Genomic DNA, 15919 nt, shown 5'->3' with positions numbered 1-15919 from the left:
TCGTCACGGGCCAGGGGCTGCAGCAAGAAAGGGTCAGGCCGGCGACTGCGGAAAGTGTGGAATGGCCGGGTCGAGGCACACCCATTGCTGCGCGCTTGCCGTATAAATGTCGAGCATGGGCTTGAACCCCGAGGCGTCGTCGAGCGTCGGGAAGCGGATCGAGGTGAACTGTGCGTTGACGGCGCTCCGGGTGAACAGCGGCGTGCCGCAGTCGCCGCAGAAACCGCGCGTGACGAGCCCGCCGCTGCTTGCGCCGACGGCATGGTTCTTCGGCGTACCGCTGACCTCGAGGTCGTCAGTCATGACGACAATGCCCGACGCGAACGGCGCCCCGCTCGAGAGCTGGCAGTCGCTGCAATGGCAGTTGATCATGGCGAGCGGTTCGCGCGCCGAGGTGTAGCGGATCGCTCCGCATGCGCATCCGCCTGAGATTTGTTGATGCATATCGGTGCTCCAGGTAAAAGCTGATTGATCGACAGTGCGGCATTCATGTCTTGCCAACCGATGGAGGAAAACCTCCCCCGCGTGTTGCTGCTGCCTGCTCCCAATAGTTTGCATGCTGAAGGCGCAGTAATGCAAGGTCTGGCGCAAATCCGTCCAGTTGTCCGGCCCGTCGCAGCGCCAGCGCGGCATCCTCCCTGGCGACGAGGCGCATATGGGCATCACCGGAGTGCCCGAGCTCGCCCAGTACTCGCTGCAGACGCATTGCTACTTCGATCAGGCCGGCCCCGTCGCGCGCGATGGCAGGAAAGAAATCGTCAAACATGTCCCGGAGGCATAACGGGGGCAGTTCGATCCGGCCGTATTCCGGCGCAAGCTGCTCGCCGGGCTTGGCCAGGGTGGCGAACAGGCGGTGCAGCGAACCGAGTATGCCGATGGCGGTGCCTGGGTCATTGATTCCCGGAGACAGGGCGCGGCAGGCAATCTCGGCGAGTACGACCAGGCCGAAACGCGGGTCGTCGTCGAACCGGCGAACCGGCCCGACCACGAACGCTTTGCGCAAGAGGCCGGGGTCGAGCGGCCCGCTGTCGCTCGAGTCGGGCAGTATATAGCCGAGCGGGCGAGTCGGCATGACCATCGAACCGGGCACCCCGGCCAGCGTGATGCGCAGCTTGTATCGGGTAGCGATGCCCTGGAGTGCCGCCATGTCGACCCATTGCAGGTAGCCGCTCTCCTCGCTGTGGAAGGACAGGCCGGCGGGCGGGCTGGAGGCGGCCAGCCCGCCCAGGAAGGGCCGCTGTTGACGCCGCTGCATGGCCTTGGCGGTTGCCGCCTCTACCTTGGCTATGACGCCGCTCAAGCGCCCGAGGCGGGCGATGCTGTCGACCCAGCGTACGAACACCGTGACGACGGCGACCACTGTCAGCAAGGTCAGCACGAACAGGGTGAAGCGGCCGGTCTTGCCGACATGGTCGTTCGTCGTTGCGCTCAGCGCGGCAATGGCGAAGATAAAGGCGCCAACGAAGACCGACAGAGGATGTCCGCTTTCAGGCTGCCGATGTCGCTCTGGCTGGAGAGATCCACGAGGGGGCCGCTGGCCCAGGGAGAAGGGGAGCGGCCGGACACCGGAACGGAAGGTGAACCGGCTAAGGCCAGCGGCCCTTTCAAGATAGATAGCACGGCTGCGCACAGTTTGCGCCGGCTCAATCGTGCTGCTGTCGTGCGCGCCGAAACCGCGCCCGCGCTAGCGGCGGTGCCTGGCCAAAAACTGCCAGATCATCTCGTTGCCATCGATATCGCGGGTCGTCTTCCCGATCGGCAGGCCAAGGTTGAAGGGATCGGCACCCGGCCAGGTGTGGCCGCCTTCCCGGACGGTGGCGAGCGCCACGCCCTGCGCGCCATTTCCCTGTTCAATCCAGGTCACCTCGGTGCCGTCTCCCGGGTCGCCATCGATGGTGCGGCGGGTGGCGCCGGCAGCTTCCAGGCCGTTCTGCTTCAGCCAGTAGCCGTAGGTGTCTTCCGCCGACAGGTAGCCGCCCGGCTTGCCGCCATAGGCGACGACCTTGTCCGCGGTGCCGTGCACCAGCAGCACGCCGACCTTGCCAGGGGCTTTATGGTGTTGGACCACGGGCAGCGGCATCGGTCCGCCCACCGAGGCCACCGCCGCGAACAGCTGCGGCAGCTCGGCCGCGATGCGCAGGGCGAAGAAGCCGCCGCGCGACAGGCCGGTGGCGTACACGCGCCCGCTGTCGATGCGGTAATCCCCCTTGAGCTTCCCGAGCAGCGCTTCGGTAAAGCCGATGTCGTCCGGGCCGTCGAGATAGGACATGTCGAAGCCCACGTTCCAGTCCTGCTTGATGCCCAGGGGGTAGACCACGATGAAGCCGTGGCGGTCGGCGGCGCGGTTCATTTGCGTGTAGAGCATCTGTTCGGCCATGCTCATGCCGCTGCCGTGGAAGTTGAAGACCACCGGGAAGGCCTTCTGCGGCTGGCTGGCATAGGACGGCGGCGTGTAGACGATATAGCGGCGCTTTTCTTCCTTGTGGACGACGGACTTCATTTGCGCCAGCGCCGGGAACGAGGCGCAGGCCAGGACGGCAAGGATGATCGGGAGTTTCATGATGCGTGCTCGGGAAGTGGAAAAGCACACAGCATAGGAAGCTGCTGGTGAAATCGCGGTGAAATCCTGCGGCTTTTTCAGCCTGTGCGCGTCGGCACCAGTTCGACCCGGTAGCTTGTCCCATCGGCGTGGAAGCGCAGTTCCCAGCGCATCGCCTGTGCAATACGCTCGAGCAGGTTCTGGCCATGCATGAAGCCCTGCACGCGGCCTGGCTGCCTGGCGTCGACGGTATTGGAGATAGTCAGGACGCCATCGGCCCAGCCGAGCGTCAGCCGGGTACGGGGGCCGCCGTGGAACAGCGCGTTGCCGAGGCAGTTATCGACCAGCAGCGTGGCCAGGTGCCGGTTGCCGGTCACCTCCAGGCGCTCGGGCAGGTCGAGCTGCAAGCCTTCGCTGTCCCAGCCGTTGTCCCAGCCGTTGTCCATGAGCCGCAGCAGGCTCCGCTCGATACAGGCGCGCAGGTCCAGCACATCCATCGCGACGTGTTCGGCGCGCGCCAGTGCGAACAGGACCTCGATGACATCGCGGACCTCATCGAGGCCCTCCTGCAGCTGCGCGAAGTCATCCTTGCCCAAAGTGCGCGATTGCGCCAGGACGAGCGTATTGTTCATGACGGTCAGCGGTGTGCGCAGTTCGTGGCTGACGTCGCGGGTGAATGCGTGTTCGCGCTGCAGTGCCGTGTGCAGTTCGGCGATGGTGCTGCCAAGGCGCCCGGCGAGGTAGCCGATTTCGTCCGGGCGGCGGCTGGCGCTGAACGCGACCGGCCCGCCCGGCTGCACTTTCCTGACCTCGTCCGCCAGCAGCTGGAGCGGCTCGACCAGGCGCCGGGACAGGAACCAGGCCAGCAGCAGCGCGAGCCCGATCAGGCCAAGGGCAACGAAGACCAGCACGCCGCCCACGTCCTGGACCAGCTTCGAGACCACCAGGATCGGGCCGGCGTCGGCCAGCAGGTACAGGCGCCGCGGCATGCCGGCGGCGTCCAGGTCGAGCGTGCGCAGGTGATAGTGCTGGCCGGTTCCGGTGAAGACTTCTGCGCGTGCGGCACCCAGGGCCACCCGGCGGCGCACGGGCTCGGGCAGCGCATCGACCCTGTCGTGGACCCGGATCAAATCGCTGCGTGCCGGTGGCAGTTCGCCGTGGGCGCGGACGTGCGCCGCGATCGCCGCTGCCTCGCGTTCCATCAGGCGGTCGACCAGCATGTCTTCGGTGACATAGGAAATGACCACCGCAAGCCCGGTATAGCAGACGCAGATCAGGATCGTGAAGCCGGCCAGCGCGGCAAACAGGCCATGCCGGATCGACCTAAACATCGGCCGCGGCTCCGAGGTCGAGCCGGTAACCGAGGTGGGGGATCGTCGCCACCATCTTCTGGCCGCTGGCGCGTTCCAGTTGCTTGCGCAGCGCATAGATATGCGATTTGAGGGCATCGCTGTCGGGCGGATTGGCGCCCCAGACCTGCTGCACCAGCGCCGAGCGCGACACCGCAAGTGGATACTCCATGCACAGCATGAGCAGGACCTGGAAGCCGACCTGGGTCAGCGCCAGCGGCTCGCCGCCGTACAGGGCGCGCAGCTCGCGCGGCCGCAGGAGCAGGGGGCCGACGCGCAGCTCCTGCTCGACATGCAGCCGGCCGCGCCGCGCCAGCGCCTCGCAGCGCAAGGCCAGCTCGCGCAGGTCGAAGGGTTTGGTGAGATAGTCGTCGGCCCCGTCGCCGAAACCGCGCGCCTTGTCCTCGAAGGCATCGCGCGCCGTCAGCATCAGCACCGGCACGTTGCGCGGGGCCCGCGCCTTGATCGCGCGGCAGACCGCGAGGCCGTCCATGTCCGGCAGGTTCAGGTCGAGCAGGACGAGGTCATAGGCTTCGCGCGTGGCGAGGTCGATGGCCAGGGCGCCGGTGCCGGCATGGTCGAGCTGCCAGCCCAGGCCTTCCAGGAAGGCCACCACCTGGCGGGCAATCGTCGGATGGTCTTCCACCAGCAGGATGGACAGCGGGGTCCGCGTCATGGCCTGCCCTGCGCGGCGGTTCAGTCGGCGCTCTTGAGGTCCACGCGCTTGATGTCGCGGCGCCATTCCTGCAGCGTGAGCAGGGTATCGGTCTCGGTGTCGTCCACCAGGATGTCGTCGCCCTGCTGGGCCACCAGGAAGCTTTCGCGGCGGCGTACTTCGTTGGCGCGGTTCTCGACGAAGGTCAGCTGGTAGTACTTCCTGCCGTTGATCTCGCGCGGGGCCGGGTTGTCTTCGATGACCGCGCCATGGGCCTTGCCCTTCGAGCGCTTCTCGATCTGTTCCGACCACGCCTTCAGTTCCGGCACCGCGAGCAGGGCGGCCATGGCCTGTTCCTTGCTGCGCGCCGGCGCTTCCTTGACCGGGGCCGGGGCGGGCTTGGGCGCCTCGCGTTCGGCGCGCTTGCAGCCCCCGAGCGCCAGGGCCAGGGCGAATGCGGCGGCCAGCAGGGACAGGGAAGGACGGGATGCAGCGCGTGGGAACATGGAAAGCCTCGTTGGGTGACAGGGCAGTCTACACTTTGCATGTTCTCCCGGCAATATCACTTCCCGAGGGCTGCCTTGAGCAAAGCGCCAGCCCTGATGCTGGCTTATGCGAGGCGCGTGTGGGCCGCGCAGGCGGTCATGAGTTTTGCCAGCCGGCTCGCGCGGGTCTTGTCCTGTTTCGCGCCGGTGATCCAGTGCAGGACGGTCTTGCGGTAGCCGGGCGGCGCGGCACTGAAATAGTCCCAGGCAGCAGGATCATCGGCGAACAGGGCCAGTTCCGCGTCGGACAGCGACGGTGTATCGGTGCGTTCGTGCGAATAGATGCCGGATTTTGCTTCAAGGCGATGTGCGAAGGCCGCCTCGCCGGCCGGCAGCATCTTGCCCTCGGCACGCAGCCTGTCCATCTTGGCGATGTTCACCACACTCCAGGTCGAGGTCGGCTTGCGCGGCGTGAAGCGGATCACGTAGCTCTCGTCGTCGATGCGCTTGCGGCGGCCGTCGATCCAGCCGAAGCACAGGGCTTCGTCGACCGATTCGGACCACGACATGCAGGGCTGGGCGGAGCCGACCTTGTAGAAACCGACCAGCAGTTCGGTGGCACCTGGAGCGTTGGCTGCGAGCCAGCTGCGGAAGGCGGATGCGTCGGCGAAGAAGGTGGGGGTCATCACGAGGGGCTCAGGTAGGAAGGCGCCGGCTTACGCCGGCAGGTCGATGTTCGCACGCAGGAAGTCGAACATGGCTTTCATCCGTCCCAGGTAGCGGGTATCGGGGTGGGCCAGCAGCCACAGGCCGATGTCCAGTTCCGGCAGCGGGCCATCGAGCATCACGACTTGCGGGTGCTCGCGCAGCACCGCAAGCGGGGCGATGGCGACGCCCAGGTTGTTCACGACGGCCCCGGCCACCGCCAGCAGGTTGCCCGCCTTATGGCGCGGCGCCAGCTTCGGGAAGGCCGCGCGGCGCCAGCGCTGCGACGGATGATCCGGCAGGCTGTCGTCGAGCGCGACCCAGTCCATCTCGCCATAGTGCCGGCCCGCGGGCTGCGTGGCCAGGTAATCCTTGCCGGCATAGATGGCCGAACGCATGGTGCCGAGCCGGATGCCGACCAGGTGCTCGGGCGGGCTGCTTGTAACGCGGATGGCGATGTCGGCTTCGCGCTGGCTCAGGTTGGCCAGCACATTGGTGGTGACCAGCTCCAGGGCGATCTGCGGGTAGGCGGCAGTGAAACGCGCCAGCACCGGCAGCAGCACGCTGTGCAGCAGGGTGTCGGTGAGCGTGATGCGCAAGGTGCCCGAAGGTTGCGCCGCCTGGTTGAAGGCAGCTTCGCGCGCCTCCTCGAGCTGGGTTTCGATGCGTTCGGCGTGGCCGGCCAGTTCGCGCCCGAGTTCGGTGGCGGTATAGCCCTGGCGGCCGCGCTCGAACAGCAATTCGCCGACCTCCTTCTCGACGCGCTTGATCGCGCGGAAGACGGTCGACGTATCGACCTTCAGGCGCTCGGCCGCCCCGGCAAGCGTGCGGCCGCGGTGCAGGGCCAGGATGGTCTCCAGGTCCTGCAGGTCGAGGGCTGATTGCATTTTTGCATAGGGTGCTTGCATGGGCGCCTATTTTACTTGCATTTTTGCCTAGGTAGAGTGGGGACTTCTCAACCAATCCCTGAAAGGGCATGCCATGAACACCCAACTCAAGTTTATTACCTCTGTCCTGCTGCTGCGCCTGATGATTGGGGCGCTGTTGATGTCGCATGCCTTCCTGGGGCTGGTGGCTCTGGGTGTGCCGGCATTCGGGGCGGCATTGGAAGCGCAGGGCATGCCGATACAGGGGTTGCCCGTTGGGCTGGCGGAGTTGGTAACAAGCGTGCTGGTCCTGCTCGGTTCGTACAGGCGGACGGCCGCGTCGCCGTTGGATCGTAGGGTGGGCGGGTCTCCCGCCCGCGCGTTCAAACCGCGGTGATGCTGCCTGCGCGGCTGTTTAACCTGTAACTATCACCGCGTGGGCAGGAAAACCTGCCCACCCTACTGTGCGCGACGACGCTACCGCCGCCGCTCCTGCCTTCCTCGATCAACAATGAAAAAAGCCTGCAAGGCGCAAACCTTGCAGGCTTTTCGACAGAACAGGGTAGCGCCGGATCAACCGGCGCCACCCATACCGGGCGTGGCAATTACATCATGCCGTCCATGCCGCCCATGCCACCCATGCCGCCCATGCCGCCCATGCCGCCGGCTGGCTTGTCTTCAGCCGCTTCCGAGACCATGCAGTCGGTGGTCAGCATCAGGCCGGCGATCGACGCTGCATTCTGCAGTGCCGAACGGGTGACCTTGGCTGGATCCAGCACGCCCATTTCGACCATGTCGCCGTAGGTGCCGTTGGCGGCGTTGTAGCCGTAGTTGCCGGTGCCGGCGATCACAGCTGCGACCACGACCGATGGCTCGTCACCGGCGTTCTGGACGATCATGCGCAGCGGCTCTTCCATGGCGCGCAGGACGATCTTGATGCCTGCGTCCTGGTCCGGGTTGTCGCCCTTGATGTTGATCGACGAGCGTGCGCGCAGCAGGGCAACGCCGCCGCCTGGCACGATGCCTTCTTCGACCGCAGCGCGGGTGGCGTGCAGTGCGTCTTCGACGCGGGCCTTCTTCTCTTTCATCTCGACTTCGGTGGCTGCACCGACGCGGATCACGGCAACGCCGCCGGCCAGCTTGGCCACGCGCTCTTGCAGCTTTTCGCGGTCGTAGTCCGAGGTCGCTTCTTCGATCTGGATACGCACCATCTTGACGCGTGCCTCGATGTTTTCAGCGGCGCCGGCGCCGTCGATGATGATGGTATTTTCCTTGCCCACTTCGACGCGCTTGGCCTGGCCCAGTTCCGCCAGCGTGACCTTTTCCAGGGTCAGGCCGACTTCTTCGGCGATGACCTGGCCGCCGGTCAGGACAGCGATGTCTTCCAGCATGGCCTTGCGGCGGTCGCCGAAGCCTGGCGCCTTGACGGCGACGGTCTTCAGGATGCCACGGATGTTGTTGACGACCAGGGTCGCCAGCGCTTCGCCTTCGATGTCTTCGGCGACGATCACCAGCGGACGGCCGGCTTTCGCGACTTGTTCCAGGATTGGCAGCAGGTCACGGATGTTCGAGATCTTCTTGTCGCACAGCAGGATGAACGGGCTCTCGTGAACGGCGACTTGCTTGTCCGGGTTGTTGATGAAGTACGGCGACAGGTAGCCGCGGTCGAACTGCATGCCTTCCACGATATCCAGCTCGTCGTTCAGCGACTTGCCGTCTTCCACGGTGATGACGCCTTCCTTGCCGACTTTGTCCATCGCTTCAGCGATACGCTCGCCGATCGAGTAGTCCGAGTTGGCCGAGATCGCGCCGACCTGGGCGATTTCCTTGGTGGTGGTGCATGGACGGGCGATCTTCGCCAGCTCTTCGACGGTGGCAGCAACTGCCTTGTCGATGCCGCGCTTCAGGTCCATCGGGTTCATGCCGGCGGCAACGAACTTCATGCCTTCGCGGACGATGGCTTGTGCCAGCACGGTCGCGGTGGTGGTGCCGTCACCGGCGTTGTCGCTGGTCTTCGAAGCGACTTCCTTGACCATCTGCGCGCCCATGTTCATGAGCTTGTCTTTGAGTTCGATCTCTTTGGCGACCGAGACGCCGTCCTTGGTCACGGTCGGCGAGCCGAACGAGCGCTCCAGCACGACGTTGCGGCCTTTCGGGCCCAGGGTGACCTTGACTGCGTTGGCGAGGATGTTGACGCCTTCGACCATTTTGGCGCGCGCTGCGTCGCCGAAGATTACTTCTTTAGCTGCCATGTGTATTGCTCCGAATGATTTTGTATAAGGGGTACGGACGATTACAGGGCCACGACGGCCATGATGTCTTCTTCGCGCATGACCAGCAGTTCCTGGCCATCGACCTTGACGGCCTGGCCCGAGTACTTGCCGAACAGGACGCGGTCGCCGACTTTCACTTCCAGCGCGCGCAGTTGGCCGTTGTCCTGCACCTTGCCGTTGCCGACGGCGAGGATTTCGCCCTGGTCCGGCTTCTCGGCGGCTGCATCAGGGATGATCAGGCCGGATGCGGTCTTGGTTTCCTGGTCGAGACGCTTCACGATTACGCGATCGTGCAGAGGACGAAGGTTCATGCAAAACTCCTTGTTTTTCAGTGGTTTGACTAGCTGTTGGCGCCGCCGCACACGGTGCGTCGGCTGGAATTGGTCACTGCAGTTGTTAGCACTCTCTACTAACGAGTGCTAACGAGAGCTAATTATAGGGACGATAACCCCCTATTTCAAGGCTCAATGTGAAGGTGCTAACCGACTTTTTTGCGAAATCGCAATATGAGGGGGCTCAACCCTTGGCGGATGTGGTGTCGCAGACAACAGGCGGGCAGGTTACACTGGATGGTGCGCCGCTGCCGCACGCCTTGCGATCGCCCTTCGCGCCCCATCAGGGTGCGTGCAATACGGTTGACTGAAAAACCCTCTCAGACCTATAGTGTTGAATGATTTCCGAATTCCAAGACCTCTCAGACAAAATTGACCGGCTCGCGCAATTGACCCAGTCATTGCGTGCCGAGAACTACCTGCTGCGCCAGGCCAACAGCCTGCTGAGCGCCGAAAACCTCGCCTTCAAGGAGCGCATGCTGCTGGCCCAGAGCCGGGTCGAGGCGCTGCTCGAGCAGTTCCCTGCGCCCGAGGCCCAGGCCACGCCCGACGATGCCGAGGACCTTGCCGCTGCCGATGATGGCGCCGAGTCCACTACTCCACACGACAGCGAGGCCACCCAATGATCCATCTCGATTGCAGCATCATGGGCCAGTCCTACCGCCTGGCTTGCCGCGACGGCGAAGAACGCACGCTGCGCGAAGCCGTCCATTACCTGGACGGCAAGATGTGCGCGCTGCGCGACTCGGGCAAGGTCAAGGGCACCGACCGCATCGCAGTGATGGCTGCGCTCAGCGTCGCCGCCGAATTCCTGTCGGTGAAGTCGCCGCAAGGGCCGCTGTCGGACATGTCCATCCTCGAAGTCAAGCAAAAACTCGAAGCGATGCACACGGTCCTCGACGGCGCGTTGTCGCCGCAGGAAAATCTGTCGTGAGTGCCTGAATTCGTTTGACATGGGCGTCCAGCGTAGTAAACTGGCGGCTACCCTGCGGTGTTCGAGATTTGCCATATATTCCTTGAACCATTCTTTCGCATAGGTTGTGGAACAATGCTTGGTGGGCGCGATCGTCACTAGTTTGACGAACCCGAAATTGAGCTGACTGCGACCACCTTGAGCCTTTTGGTTCGGGATGCCGGCAATAACGGCACAGGCGGGGCTACACACACGAGCGGTTGCGCACTTTGGTACGCAGCCGCTTTTTTTTGCGCGCGTCGGTCCCGACCCGCCGCAGTTTGCGCAGTTAGCGCAGTTTGTATGGATGGAGGCGCGGTGCGCTATTGGTTGATGAAATCCGAGCCGGACGAAGTCAGTTTCGACGACGTGCTGGCGGCGCCCGCGCAGACGCTGGCATGGTTCGGCGTGCGTAACTACCAGGCGCGCAATTTCATGCGCGACGCGATGTCGGTCGGCGACGGCATCCTGTTCTATCACTCCAGCTGCGCGGTGCCCGGCGTGGCCGGCATCGCCGAAGTGGCCAGCAGCCCTTACCCGGATGCGACCCAGTTCGACGCCGCCTCGCATTATCACGACCCGAAAGCGACCCTCGAGCAGCCGCGCTGGATCTCGGTCGACGTGCGCGCCATCGAAGCGGGGCGCTACCTGCCGCTCGCCGAGATGCGCAGCATCCCGGCACTGGAAGACATGGTGCTGCTGCAGAAGGGCAGCCGCCTCTCGATCTCGCCCGTGACCCAGGCGCAGTGGAACACCGTCGTCGCGCTACTGAAGGAAGGGAAGCGCTGATGGACATCGGCTTGATTTTGGCGCTGCTGGCGATGGGCGCGTTCGGCGGCTTTGCGGCCGGCCTGCTCGGCATCGGCGGCGGCATGGTGCTGGTCCCCTTCATCACGATGATCTTCACGGCGCGCGGCATTGCCCCGGAACTGGTCATCCACATGGCGATCGCCACCTCGCTCGCCACCATCCTGTTTACCTCGCTGTCCTCGGTGCGCGCCCACCACCAGCATGGCGCGGTGCTGTGGCCCGTCGTGAAGCTGCTGGCGCCGGGTATCCTGGTCGGTTCCTGGATCGGGCCCTGGATCGGCAAGCAGATGGATGCTTCCGTATTGGCGCTGTTCTTCGGCGTGTTCGTCGCCTTCTCGGCGACCCAGATGCTGGTCGGAAAAAAGCCGGCGGCCACGCGCGAGCTGCCGGGCGCACCGGGCATGTTCGCGGCGGGCGGCGTCATCGGCACCCTGTCGGGCATCGTCGGCGCGGGCGGGGGCTTCGTGTCGGTGCCCTTCATGACCTGGTGCGGCGTGCGCATTCATAATGCGGTGGCCACCAGCGCGGCGCTGGGCTTCCCGATCGCGCTCTCGGGCACCCTTTCGAACATCTATCATGGCTGGGGCGAGGCCGGGTTGCCGGCGTATTCGCTCGGTTTTATTTACCTGCCGGCGCTGGCGATCATCGCGCTGGCCAGCGTGAGCATGGCGCCGCTCGGCGCACGCACCGCGCACAAGATGCCGGTGCGGCGGCTGCAGAAGATCTTCGCAGTGATCCTGTATGCGCTGGCGGCGTACATGTTCTGGAAGGGCATCAACCCGTAGGGTGGGCGGCTCCACCCTGGCATGGCGTATGTCGGGCTGTCTGCGCCGCCCACGCGGTGATAGTTCGCAGCGAGATCATACGGCACGCTCACGGAGCCGATAACGATCACCGCGTGGGCGGCCCATGAACCGAAGGCTGATCCACCACCGAGGTGGAGCCGCCCACCCTAGGTGGCAAACCCGCGCATGCGGGCGCGGTCCAGCGGCAAGTCGCGCACGCGCACGCCGCAGGCGTCCGCCACCGCATTGGCCAGCGCCGCCGCTGCCGGCCCTTGCGCCGCTTCGCCGGTGCCGAGATAGGGCTGGCCGGGACGATCGAGCAGGTGCACGTCCACCCGGTCCGGCACGCCATCGAAACGCAGGATCGGATAACTGGCCCAGTCCTGCGTCAGCACGCGGCTGGCGTCGAAGCGCACCGCCTCCAGCAGCGACCAGCTGGCCGACTGGATGATGCCGCCTTCGACCTGGTTGCGCACCCCGTCCGGGCTGACGATCTCGCCGCAATCGACTGCGGCCACCGCGCGCGTGATGCGCACGAAGCCGGTGTCCAATGCCACCTCGACTTCCAGCGCGATCGCACAATATGCTGCCAGGTTCTTGTAGCGGGCAAAAGCAAATCCGCGGCCACGCCTTGCCGTTTTCTTGTAGCCATCCCAGCCGAATTTCGCGGCCGCCAGCTTCACCACCTCGATCGCGCGCGCATCCTGCAAATGGCGCAGGCGGAAGACCACAGGGTCGTTTTTTGCTGCGCGCGCCAGTTCGTCCATGAAGCTCTCGATGGCGAACACATTGCAATAGGCGCCCAGGGAACGCAGGGCCGAGGTGCGCAATAGGCCGGCCACTTGGTGCCGGTGCGTGACGCGCGCATTCGCCAGGGTGTAATACGGAATCGCGTTGCGGTCGCCGCTGCCTTGCGGCTGCGGGATCGGCTTCGGCGGCGGCGGCGCGAAGGGCCGCGCCAGGTGGGTGGCGGCCAGCAGGTTGCCGGCCTTGCCGGGGCGGGTGTTGTGCGACCCGCTCCAGACCTCGTACTGCCAGTCGACGATTCGGCCGCCCGCATCCAGGGTGGCCTGCACGTCCGCCACCATCGCCGGGCCATAAGGCTCCCAGCAGTGCTCTTCTTCGCGCATCCACTGCACCCGCACCGGGCTGCCGGGGAAGGCGCGCGCCAATAGCACCGCGTCGGCCGCCACGTCGTCGGCGCCATTATGGCCATAGCAGCCGGAACCCTCCATATGCACGCAGCGGATCGCTTCCTCGGGCGCCCCGAGCAGTTCGGCCAGCGCGGCACGCAGCGGGAATACGCCCTGGGAATGGGTCCACACCGTGTAGCGGCCTTCTTCGAGTTGCGCGACGGCGCAGGAAGGCCCCAGCGAGGCGTGCAGCTGGAAGGGGCGGGTGTAGGTGGCGCGCAGGGTCTGGCCGGCGCTGCCTGCGGCGCCGCGTGCCAGCACCTGCTGCGGCTGCGATGGCAGGCTGCGCACCAGCGATGCCAGCTCCTGGCCCACTGGCAGCGTGGCCGGCACTTCCCAGCGCGTGGCCCGCGCCAGCGCCGCCGCCGCCTTTACCGCGCGCCACTCCTCGTCGGCGACCACGGCCAGGAAGCGGCCGTCGCGCACGATCTCGAGCACGCCGGGCAGGCGCGCGACCTGCGCCGTGTCGACACCGAGCAGCCTTGCCGCCTGCGAGGGCGGGCGCACCACGCGCGCATGCACCATGGCGGGCAGGCGCAGGTCGTGCACGTAGGCGAGTTCTCCCTTCAGCTTGCCGGGAATGTCGACCCGCGGCAGCGTCACCCCGGCATAGCGTGGCGCACCAAGCTGACGCGGGGGCAGGACGCCGGTGGCGCGCACATGCTGCTCGCCATCGGCCACCAGCTCGCCGAAGCTCACGCGCCGTCCATCCGGAGCGCGGAACACGCTGTTGGTTTGCACCAGCGCTGCCGCCGGCACGGCCAGGCGCGCGGCCGCTCGCCCCAGCAGCAGGGCGCGCACCTGGGCTGCCGCATGGCGTAGCGCGGTGCCGCTGTCCTGCATCGAATGGCTGCCCGCGGTATAGCCTTCGTCCGGCGTGCGGTCGGTGTCGGCGGTGACCAGCACCAGGCGCCCGGGGTCGATCTGCAGTTCGTGCGCTGCCACCTGCAGCAGCGCGGTCCGGATGCCCTGGCCCAGCTCCACCTTGCCGGTGAAGACCGTGACGCGGTTGTCGGCGCCGACCCGGATCCAGGCATCGAGCCAGGGCGTCTTGTCCAGGCTCCCGGGCAGTTTGCTGCCCTGCGCCGCGGCATGCGCGGGCAGCGCAAACGACAGCACCAGGCCACCATTCGCGGCCAGGAAGCGGCGCCGGCCGCGGTTCGGAGGCGCGGTCGTCATCGCTTCTTCCGCACCGGTTGCGTCGCCAGCACGTCGGCGGCGCGGCGCACCGCGCGCAGGATGCGCATGTGGGTGCCGCAGCGGCACAGGTTGGGCTGCATCCAGTTGCGGATCTGCTCATCGGTCGGTGTGGACTCCCGCTCGAACAGGGCGGTGGCGCGCATGATCATGCCGGCGATGCAGTAGCCGCACTGCGCGGCCTGCTCGTCGATGAAGGCCTGCTGCAGCACCACGCCCGGCACCCAGCGCGTGCCCGGCGACTCCACCGTGCGCACCGCGCGCGTGCCGACCAGCGACACCGGCAGCACGCAGGACATCACCGGCGCCTTGTCGAGCATGACCGTGCAGGAGCCGCACTGCCCGAGGCCGCAGCCGAACTTGGCGCCGTTGAGCTTCAGGTCATTGCGCAGCACGTAGAGCAGCGGCGTATCCGGATCGACGTCGACCGTGTGCGGCTTGCCGTTGACTTGCAGGCGGTAGGAGGTCATGGTTGCCGCACTTTCTGGATGCTGTCCTCGAGGTCCGGCCAGGCTGCGGCCCCGGCGCCGTAGCGGCGCAGGTAGGCGGCCAGCGCCGTCACCTGTGCATCGTCCAGCATCGTGGCAAAGCCCGGCATGGAGCGTCCCGGCTCGCCGGCTGGCGGCGCGACGCCTTCCCGGATCAGGTGTATCAAATTGCGCGGGTTCGGGTCGTACAACGCCACCGCTTTTTGCAACGGCAGCGCGCTGCCCGAACTGGCATCCCGGCCGGCATCGTGGCAGCGTGCGCAGGCCATCGCATAGATCTCGTAGCCGACACGCATCTGCTGCCCATCGGGATCGCCGGCAGCCGGAACGGGCAGGCTGCCCGGCCTGTTCGCCGGCGTCGCGCGCGCAGGAGCCTGGGCAAGAAAGCTATGGATATAGGTGGCGACGGCGGCAAGGTCGTTCGGATCCGCCTGTCCCAGGTTGACGACGACATCCTGCATCGGCCCGGCCGCGATCGCATGGTCGGGTGCAATGCCGCTGCGCAGGTAGTGCAGCAGCTGCTCGCGCGTCCACGGCAGGGGCGAGGGCGAGTTCGCATTCAGCGCGGGCGCGTACCAGTCTTCGGCATCGCCGCCATCGAGCTGGCGCGTCAGGTCAGGGCCGCCCAGCATCGTGCGCGGCGTGTGGCATGCCGTGCAGTGGGCCAGCGCGTTCGCCACATAGGCGCCGCGGTTCCATTGGGCCGACTGGCGCCGGTCGGCCTGCCATGGCGCGTCGTCGAGGTACAGCAGGTTCCAGAACGCCACCAGCGGCCGGAAGCCGAACGGGAAGGCCATGTCGTTCTCGCGGGCCGGTACGCTCAGCGCCGGCCGCGTCATCACATAGGCATACAGCGCGCGGATGTCGTCCTGCGCCAGCTGCGCGTAGTGGTTGTAGGGGAAGGCCGGGTAGAGCAGGCGCCCGTCGCGCGACACGCCCTGGCGCATCGCGCGCGTGAACGCTTCTTCGCTCCAGAGCCCGATGCCGGTGCGGGCATCCGGGGTAATGTTGGTGCTATGGACGGTGCCGAACGGGGTGTTCAGCGCCAGGCCGCCCGCGAAGGGTCGTGCCGGGTCGGCGGTGTGGCAGGCGGCGCACATGCCGAGCCGCGACAAATTGGCGCCGCGTTCGACCAGGGCGGTGTCGATACGTGCAGGCGCCGCCTGTGGTTCGAGCGCCGGGCGCCACATGAGGAAGAAGGCGGCGAGCGCCAGCAGCACCAGCGCCGCCAGTGCCAGCCACCATCCGAACCTTCGTGCGTGCGCGAGTGCGCTCATCTCCCTGCTTCTT

At 66.3% G+C, this 15919-nt stretch carries 18 protein-coding genes and 1 other RNA gene; 6 read left to right on the top strand and 13 right to left on the bottom strand.

Annotated features, from left to right (window positions below):
• Positions 1-33: 33 nt before the first annotated feature.
• The 8 genes from HGB41_RS07340 to HGB41_RS07305 form a co-directional block, all read right to left on the bottom strand.
• Positions 34-444 (bottom strand): GFA family protein, encoded by a 411-nt coding sequence (locus tag HGB41_RS07340; protein WP_171082699.1) that lies wholly within the window; start codon positions 442-444, stop codon positions 34-36.
• Between the two features lie 43 nt (positions 445-487).
• Entirely contained in the window at positions 488-1630 is a 1143-nt protein-coding gene (locus HGB41_RS07335; protein WP_171082697.1) for a DUF2254 domain-containing protein, read from the bottom strand.
• 54 nt (positions 1631-1684) lie between these two features.
• Positions 1685-2560, bottom strand: a complete 876-nt coding sequence (locus tag HGB41_RS07330) for a CE1 family esterase (RefSeq protein ID WP_171082695.1) — start codon at positions 2558-2560, stop codon at positions 1685-1687.
• A 77-nt stretch (positions 2561-2637) separates the two neighbouring features.
• On the bottom strand, positions 2638-3870 hold the full coding sequence (locus HGB41_RS07325) for a sensor histidine kinase (RefSeq protein ID WP_171082694.1): 1233 nt from the start codon (positions 3868-3870) through the stop codon (positions 2638-2640).
• Positions 3863-4564 (bottom strand): response regulator transcription factor, encoded by a 702-nt coding sequence (locus HGB41_RS07320; RefSeq protein ID WP_171082692.1) that lies wholly within the window; start codon positions 4562-4564, stop codon positions 3863-3865. The genes HGB41_RS07325 and HGB41_RS07320 overlap by 8 nt, the downstream gene beginning before the upstream one ends.
• A gap of 20 nt (positions 4565-4584) precedes the next feature.
• Positions 4585-5049 carry a hypothetical protein gene (locus HGB41_RS07315; protein ID WP_171082690.1) on the bottom strand — a complete coding sequence of 155 codons (465 nt, stop codon included), beginning with the start codon at positions 5047-5049 and terminating at the stop codon, positions 4585-4587.
• 104 nt (positions 5050-5153) lie between these two features.
• A complete protein-coding gene (locus tag HGB41_RS07310; protein ID WP_171083473.1) occupies positions 5154-5714 on the bottom strand; it encodes a YdeI/OmpD-associated family protein in 561 nt (186 codons plus the stop codon).
• A 30-nt stretch (positions 5715-5744) separates the two neighbouring features.
• On the bottom strand, positions 5745-6620 hold the full coding sequence (locus HGB41_RS07305; protein WP_229422869.1) for a LysR family transcriptional regulator: 876 nt from the start codon (positions 6618-6620) through the stop codon (positions 5745-5747).
• A 94-nt stretch (positions 6621-6714) separates the two neighbouring features.
• On the opposite strand from HGB41_RS07305, the gene HGB41_RS07300 reads away from it, so the two are divergent.
• Positions 6715-6996 carry a DoxX family membrane protein gene (locus HGB41_RS07300; RefSeq protein WP_171082686.1) on the top strand — a complete coding sequence of 94 codons (282 nt, stop codon included), beginning with the start codon at positions 6715-6717 and terminating at the stop codon, positions 6994-6996.
• A gap of 208 nt (positions 6997-7204) precedes the next feature.
• On the opposite strand, the gene groL is transcribed toward HGB41_RS07300, so the two are convergent.
• Together groL and groES are read right to left on the bottom strand one after the other, a co-directional pair.
• Positions 7205-8851 carry a chaperonin GroEL gene (gene groL, locus HGB41_RS07295; protein ID WP_171082684.1) on the bottom strand — a complete coding sequence of 549 codons (1647 nt, stop codon included), beginning with the start codon at positions 8849-8851 and terminating at the stop codon, positions 7205-7207.
• A gap of 41 nt (positions 8852-8892) precedes the next feature.
• Positions 8893-9183 carry a co-chaperone GroES gene (groES, locus tag HGB41_RS07290; RefSeq protein WP_091872698.1) on the bottom strand — a complete coding sequence of 97 codons (291 nt, stop codon included), beginning with the start codon at positions 9181-9183 and terminating at the stop codon, positions 8893-8895.
• A gap of 410 nt (positions 9184-9593) precedes the next feature.
• Here groES and HGB41_RS23410 point away from each other — a divergent pair, with 410 nt between their 5' ends.
• The 5 genes from HGB41_RS23410 to HGB41_RS07265 all read left to right on the top strand — a co-directional run bounded on the left by HGB41_RS23410 (position 9594) and on the right by HGB41_RS07265 (position 11751).
• Positions 9594-9830, top strand: coding sequence for a hypothetical protein (locus HGB41_RS23410; protein ID WP_229422867.1), 237 nt, complete (start codon positions 9594-9596; stop codon positions 9828-9830).
• Complete coding sequence (locus HGB41_RS07280) at positions 9827-10138, top strand: cell division protein ZapA (RefSeq protein WP_171082682.1); 312 nt, start codon at positions 9827-9829, stop codon at positions 10136-10138. The genes HGB41_RS23410 and HGB41_RS07280 overlap by 4 nt, the downstream gene beginning before the upstream one ends.
• Positions 10139-10184: 46 nt before the next feature.
• Positions 10185-10366: non-coding RNA, 6S RNA (ssrS, locus tag HGB41_RS07275), on the top strand.
• A gap of 108 nt (positions 10367-10474) precedes the next feature.
• The gene (locus HGB41_RS07270; RefSeq protein ID WP_171082680.1) at positions 10475-10945 is read left to right on the top strand and encodes an EVE domain-containing protein; all 471 of its coding nucleotides are present in this window, start codon (positions 10475-10477) and stop codon (positions 10943-10945) included.
• Positions 10945-11751 carry a sulfite exporter TauE/SafE family protein gene (locus HGB41_RS07265; RefSeq protein ID WP_171082678.1) on the top strand — a complete coding sequence of 269 codons (807 nt, stop codon included), beginning with the start codon at positions 10945-10947 and terminating at the stop codon, positions 11749-11751. The genes HGB41_RS07270 and HGB41_RS07265 overlap by 1 nt, the downstream gene beginning before the upstream one ends.
• A 167-nt stretch (positions 11752-11918) precedes the next feature.
• On the opposite strand, the gene HGB41_RS07260 is transcribed toward HGB41_RS07265, so the two are convergent.
• The 3 genes from HGB41_RS07260 to HGB41_RS07250 are packed head-to-tail and all read right to left on the bottom strand — an operon-like array spanning position 11919 to position 15906.
• Positions 11919-14123 carry a xanthine dehydrogenase family protein molybdopterin-binding subunit gene (locus HGB41_RS07260; RefSeq protein ID WP_171082675.1) on the bottom strand — a complete coding sequence of 735 codons (2205 nt, stop codon included), beginning with the start codon at positions 14121-14123 and terminating at the stop codon, positions 11919-11921.
• Entirely contained in the window at positions 14120-14611 is a 492-nt protein-coding gene (locus HGB41_RS07255; protein WP_171082673.1) for a (2Fe-2S)-binding protein, read from the bottom strand. The genes HGB41_RS07260 and HGB41_RS07255 overlap by 4 nt, the downstream gene beginning before the upstream one ends.
• Positions 14608-15906 (bottom strand): c-type cytochrome, encoded by a 1299-nt coding sequence (locus HGB41_RS07250; RefSeq protein ID WP_171082671.1) that lies wholly within the window; start codon positions 15904-15906, stop codon positions 14608-14610. The genes HGB41_RS07255 and HGB41_RS07250 overlap by 4 nt, the downstream gene beginning before the upstream one ends.
• Positions 15907-15919: the final 13 nt, after the last annotated feature.

The sequence above is a fragment of the Telluria aromaticivorans genome (assembly GCF_013003915.1).
GTDB classification, from domain to species: Bacteria; Pseudomonadota; Gammaproteobacteria; order Burkholderiales; family Burkholderiaceae_D; genus Telluria; species Telluria aromaticivorans.
Note: the sequence above shows the minus strand (reverse complement) of the source record. Positions and strands in the feature narration are given on the sequence as shown.

Excerpts from the sequence above, each read along its gene's own strand:
- groES (WP_091872698.1), bottom strand. The coding sequence starts at position 9,183 with ATGAACCTTCGTCCTCTGCACGATCGCGTAATCGTGAAGCGTCTCGAC.
- groL (WP_171082684.1), bottom strand. The coding sequence starts at position 8,851 with ATGGCAGCTAAAGAAGTAATCTTCGGCGACGCAGCGCGCGCCAAAATG.
- HGB41_RS07250 (WP_171082671.1), bottom strand. The coding sequence starts at position 15,906 with ATGAGCGCACTCGCGCACGCACGAAGGTTCGGATGGTGGCTGGCACTG.
- HGB41_RS07305 (WP_229422869.1), bottom strand. The coding sequence starts at position 6,620 with ATGCAATCAGCCCTCGACCTGCAGGACCTGGAGACCATCCTGGCCCTG.
- HGB41_RS07265 (WP_171082678.1), top strand. The coding sequence starts at position 10,945 with ATGGACATCGGCTTGATTTTGGCGCTGCTGGCGATGGGCGCGTTCGGC.
- HGB41_RS07310 (WP_171083473.1), bottom strand. The coding sequence starts at position 5,714 with ATGACCCCCACCTTCTTCGCCGACGCATCCGCCTTCCGCAGCTGGCTC.
- HGB41_RS07280 (WP_171082682.1), top strand. The coding sequence starts at position 9,827 with ATGATCCATCTCGATTGCAGCATCATGGGCCAGTCCTACCGCCTGGCT.
- HGB41_RS07340 (WP_171082699.1), bottom strand. The coding sequence starts at position 444 with ATGCATCAACAAATCTCAGGCGGATGCGCATGCGGAGCGATCCGCTAC.
- HGB41_RS07300 (WP_171082686.1), top strand. The coding sequence starts at position 6,715 with ATGAACACCCAACTCAAGTTTATTACCTCTGTCCTGCTGCTGCGCCTG.
- HGB41_RS07330 (WP_171082695.1), bottom strand. The coding sequence starts at position 2,560 with ATGAAACTCCCGATCATCCTTGCCGTCCTGGCCTGCGCCTCGTTCCCG.
- HGB41_RS07260 (WP_171082675.1), bottom strand. The coding sequence starts at position 14,123 with ATGACGACCGCGCCTCCGAACCGCGGCCGGCGCCGCTTCCTGGCCGCG.
- HGB41_RS07320 (WP_171082692.1), bottom strand. The coding sequence starts at position 4,564 with ATGACGCGGACCCCGCTGTCCATCCTGCTGGTGGAAGACCATCCGACG.
- HGB41_RS07325 (WP_171082694.1), bottom strand. The coding sequence starts at position 3,870 with ATGTTTAGGTCGATCCGGCATGGCCTGTTTGCCGCGCTGGCCGGCTTC.
- HGB41_RS07255 (WP_171082673.1), bottom strand. The coding sequence starts at position 14,611 with ATGACCTCCTACCGCCTGCAAGTCAACGGCAAGCCGCACACGGTCGAC.
- HGB41_RS07315 (WP_171082690.1), bottom strand. The coding sequence starts at position 5,049 with ATGTTCCCACGCGCTGCATCCCGTCCTTCCCTGTCCCTGCTGGCCGCC.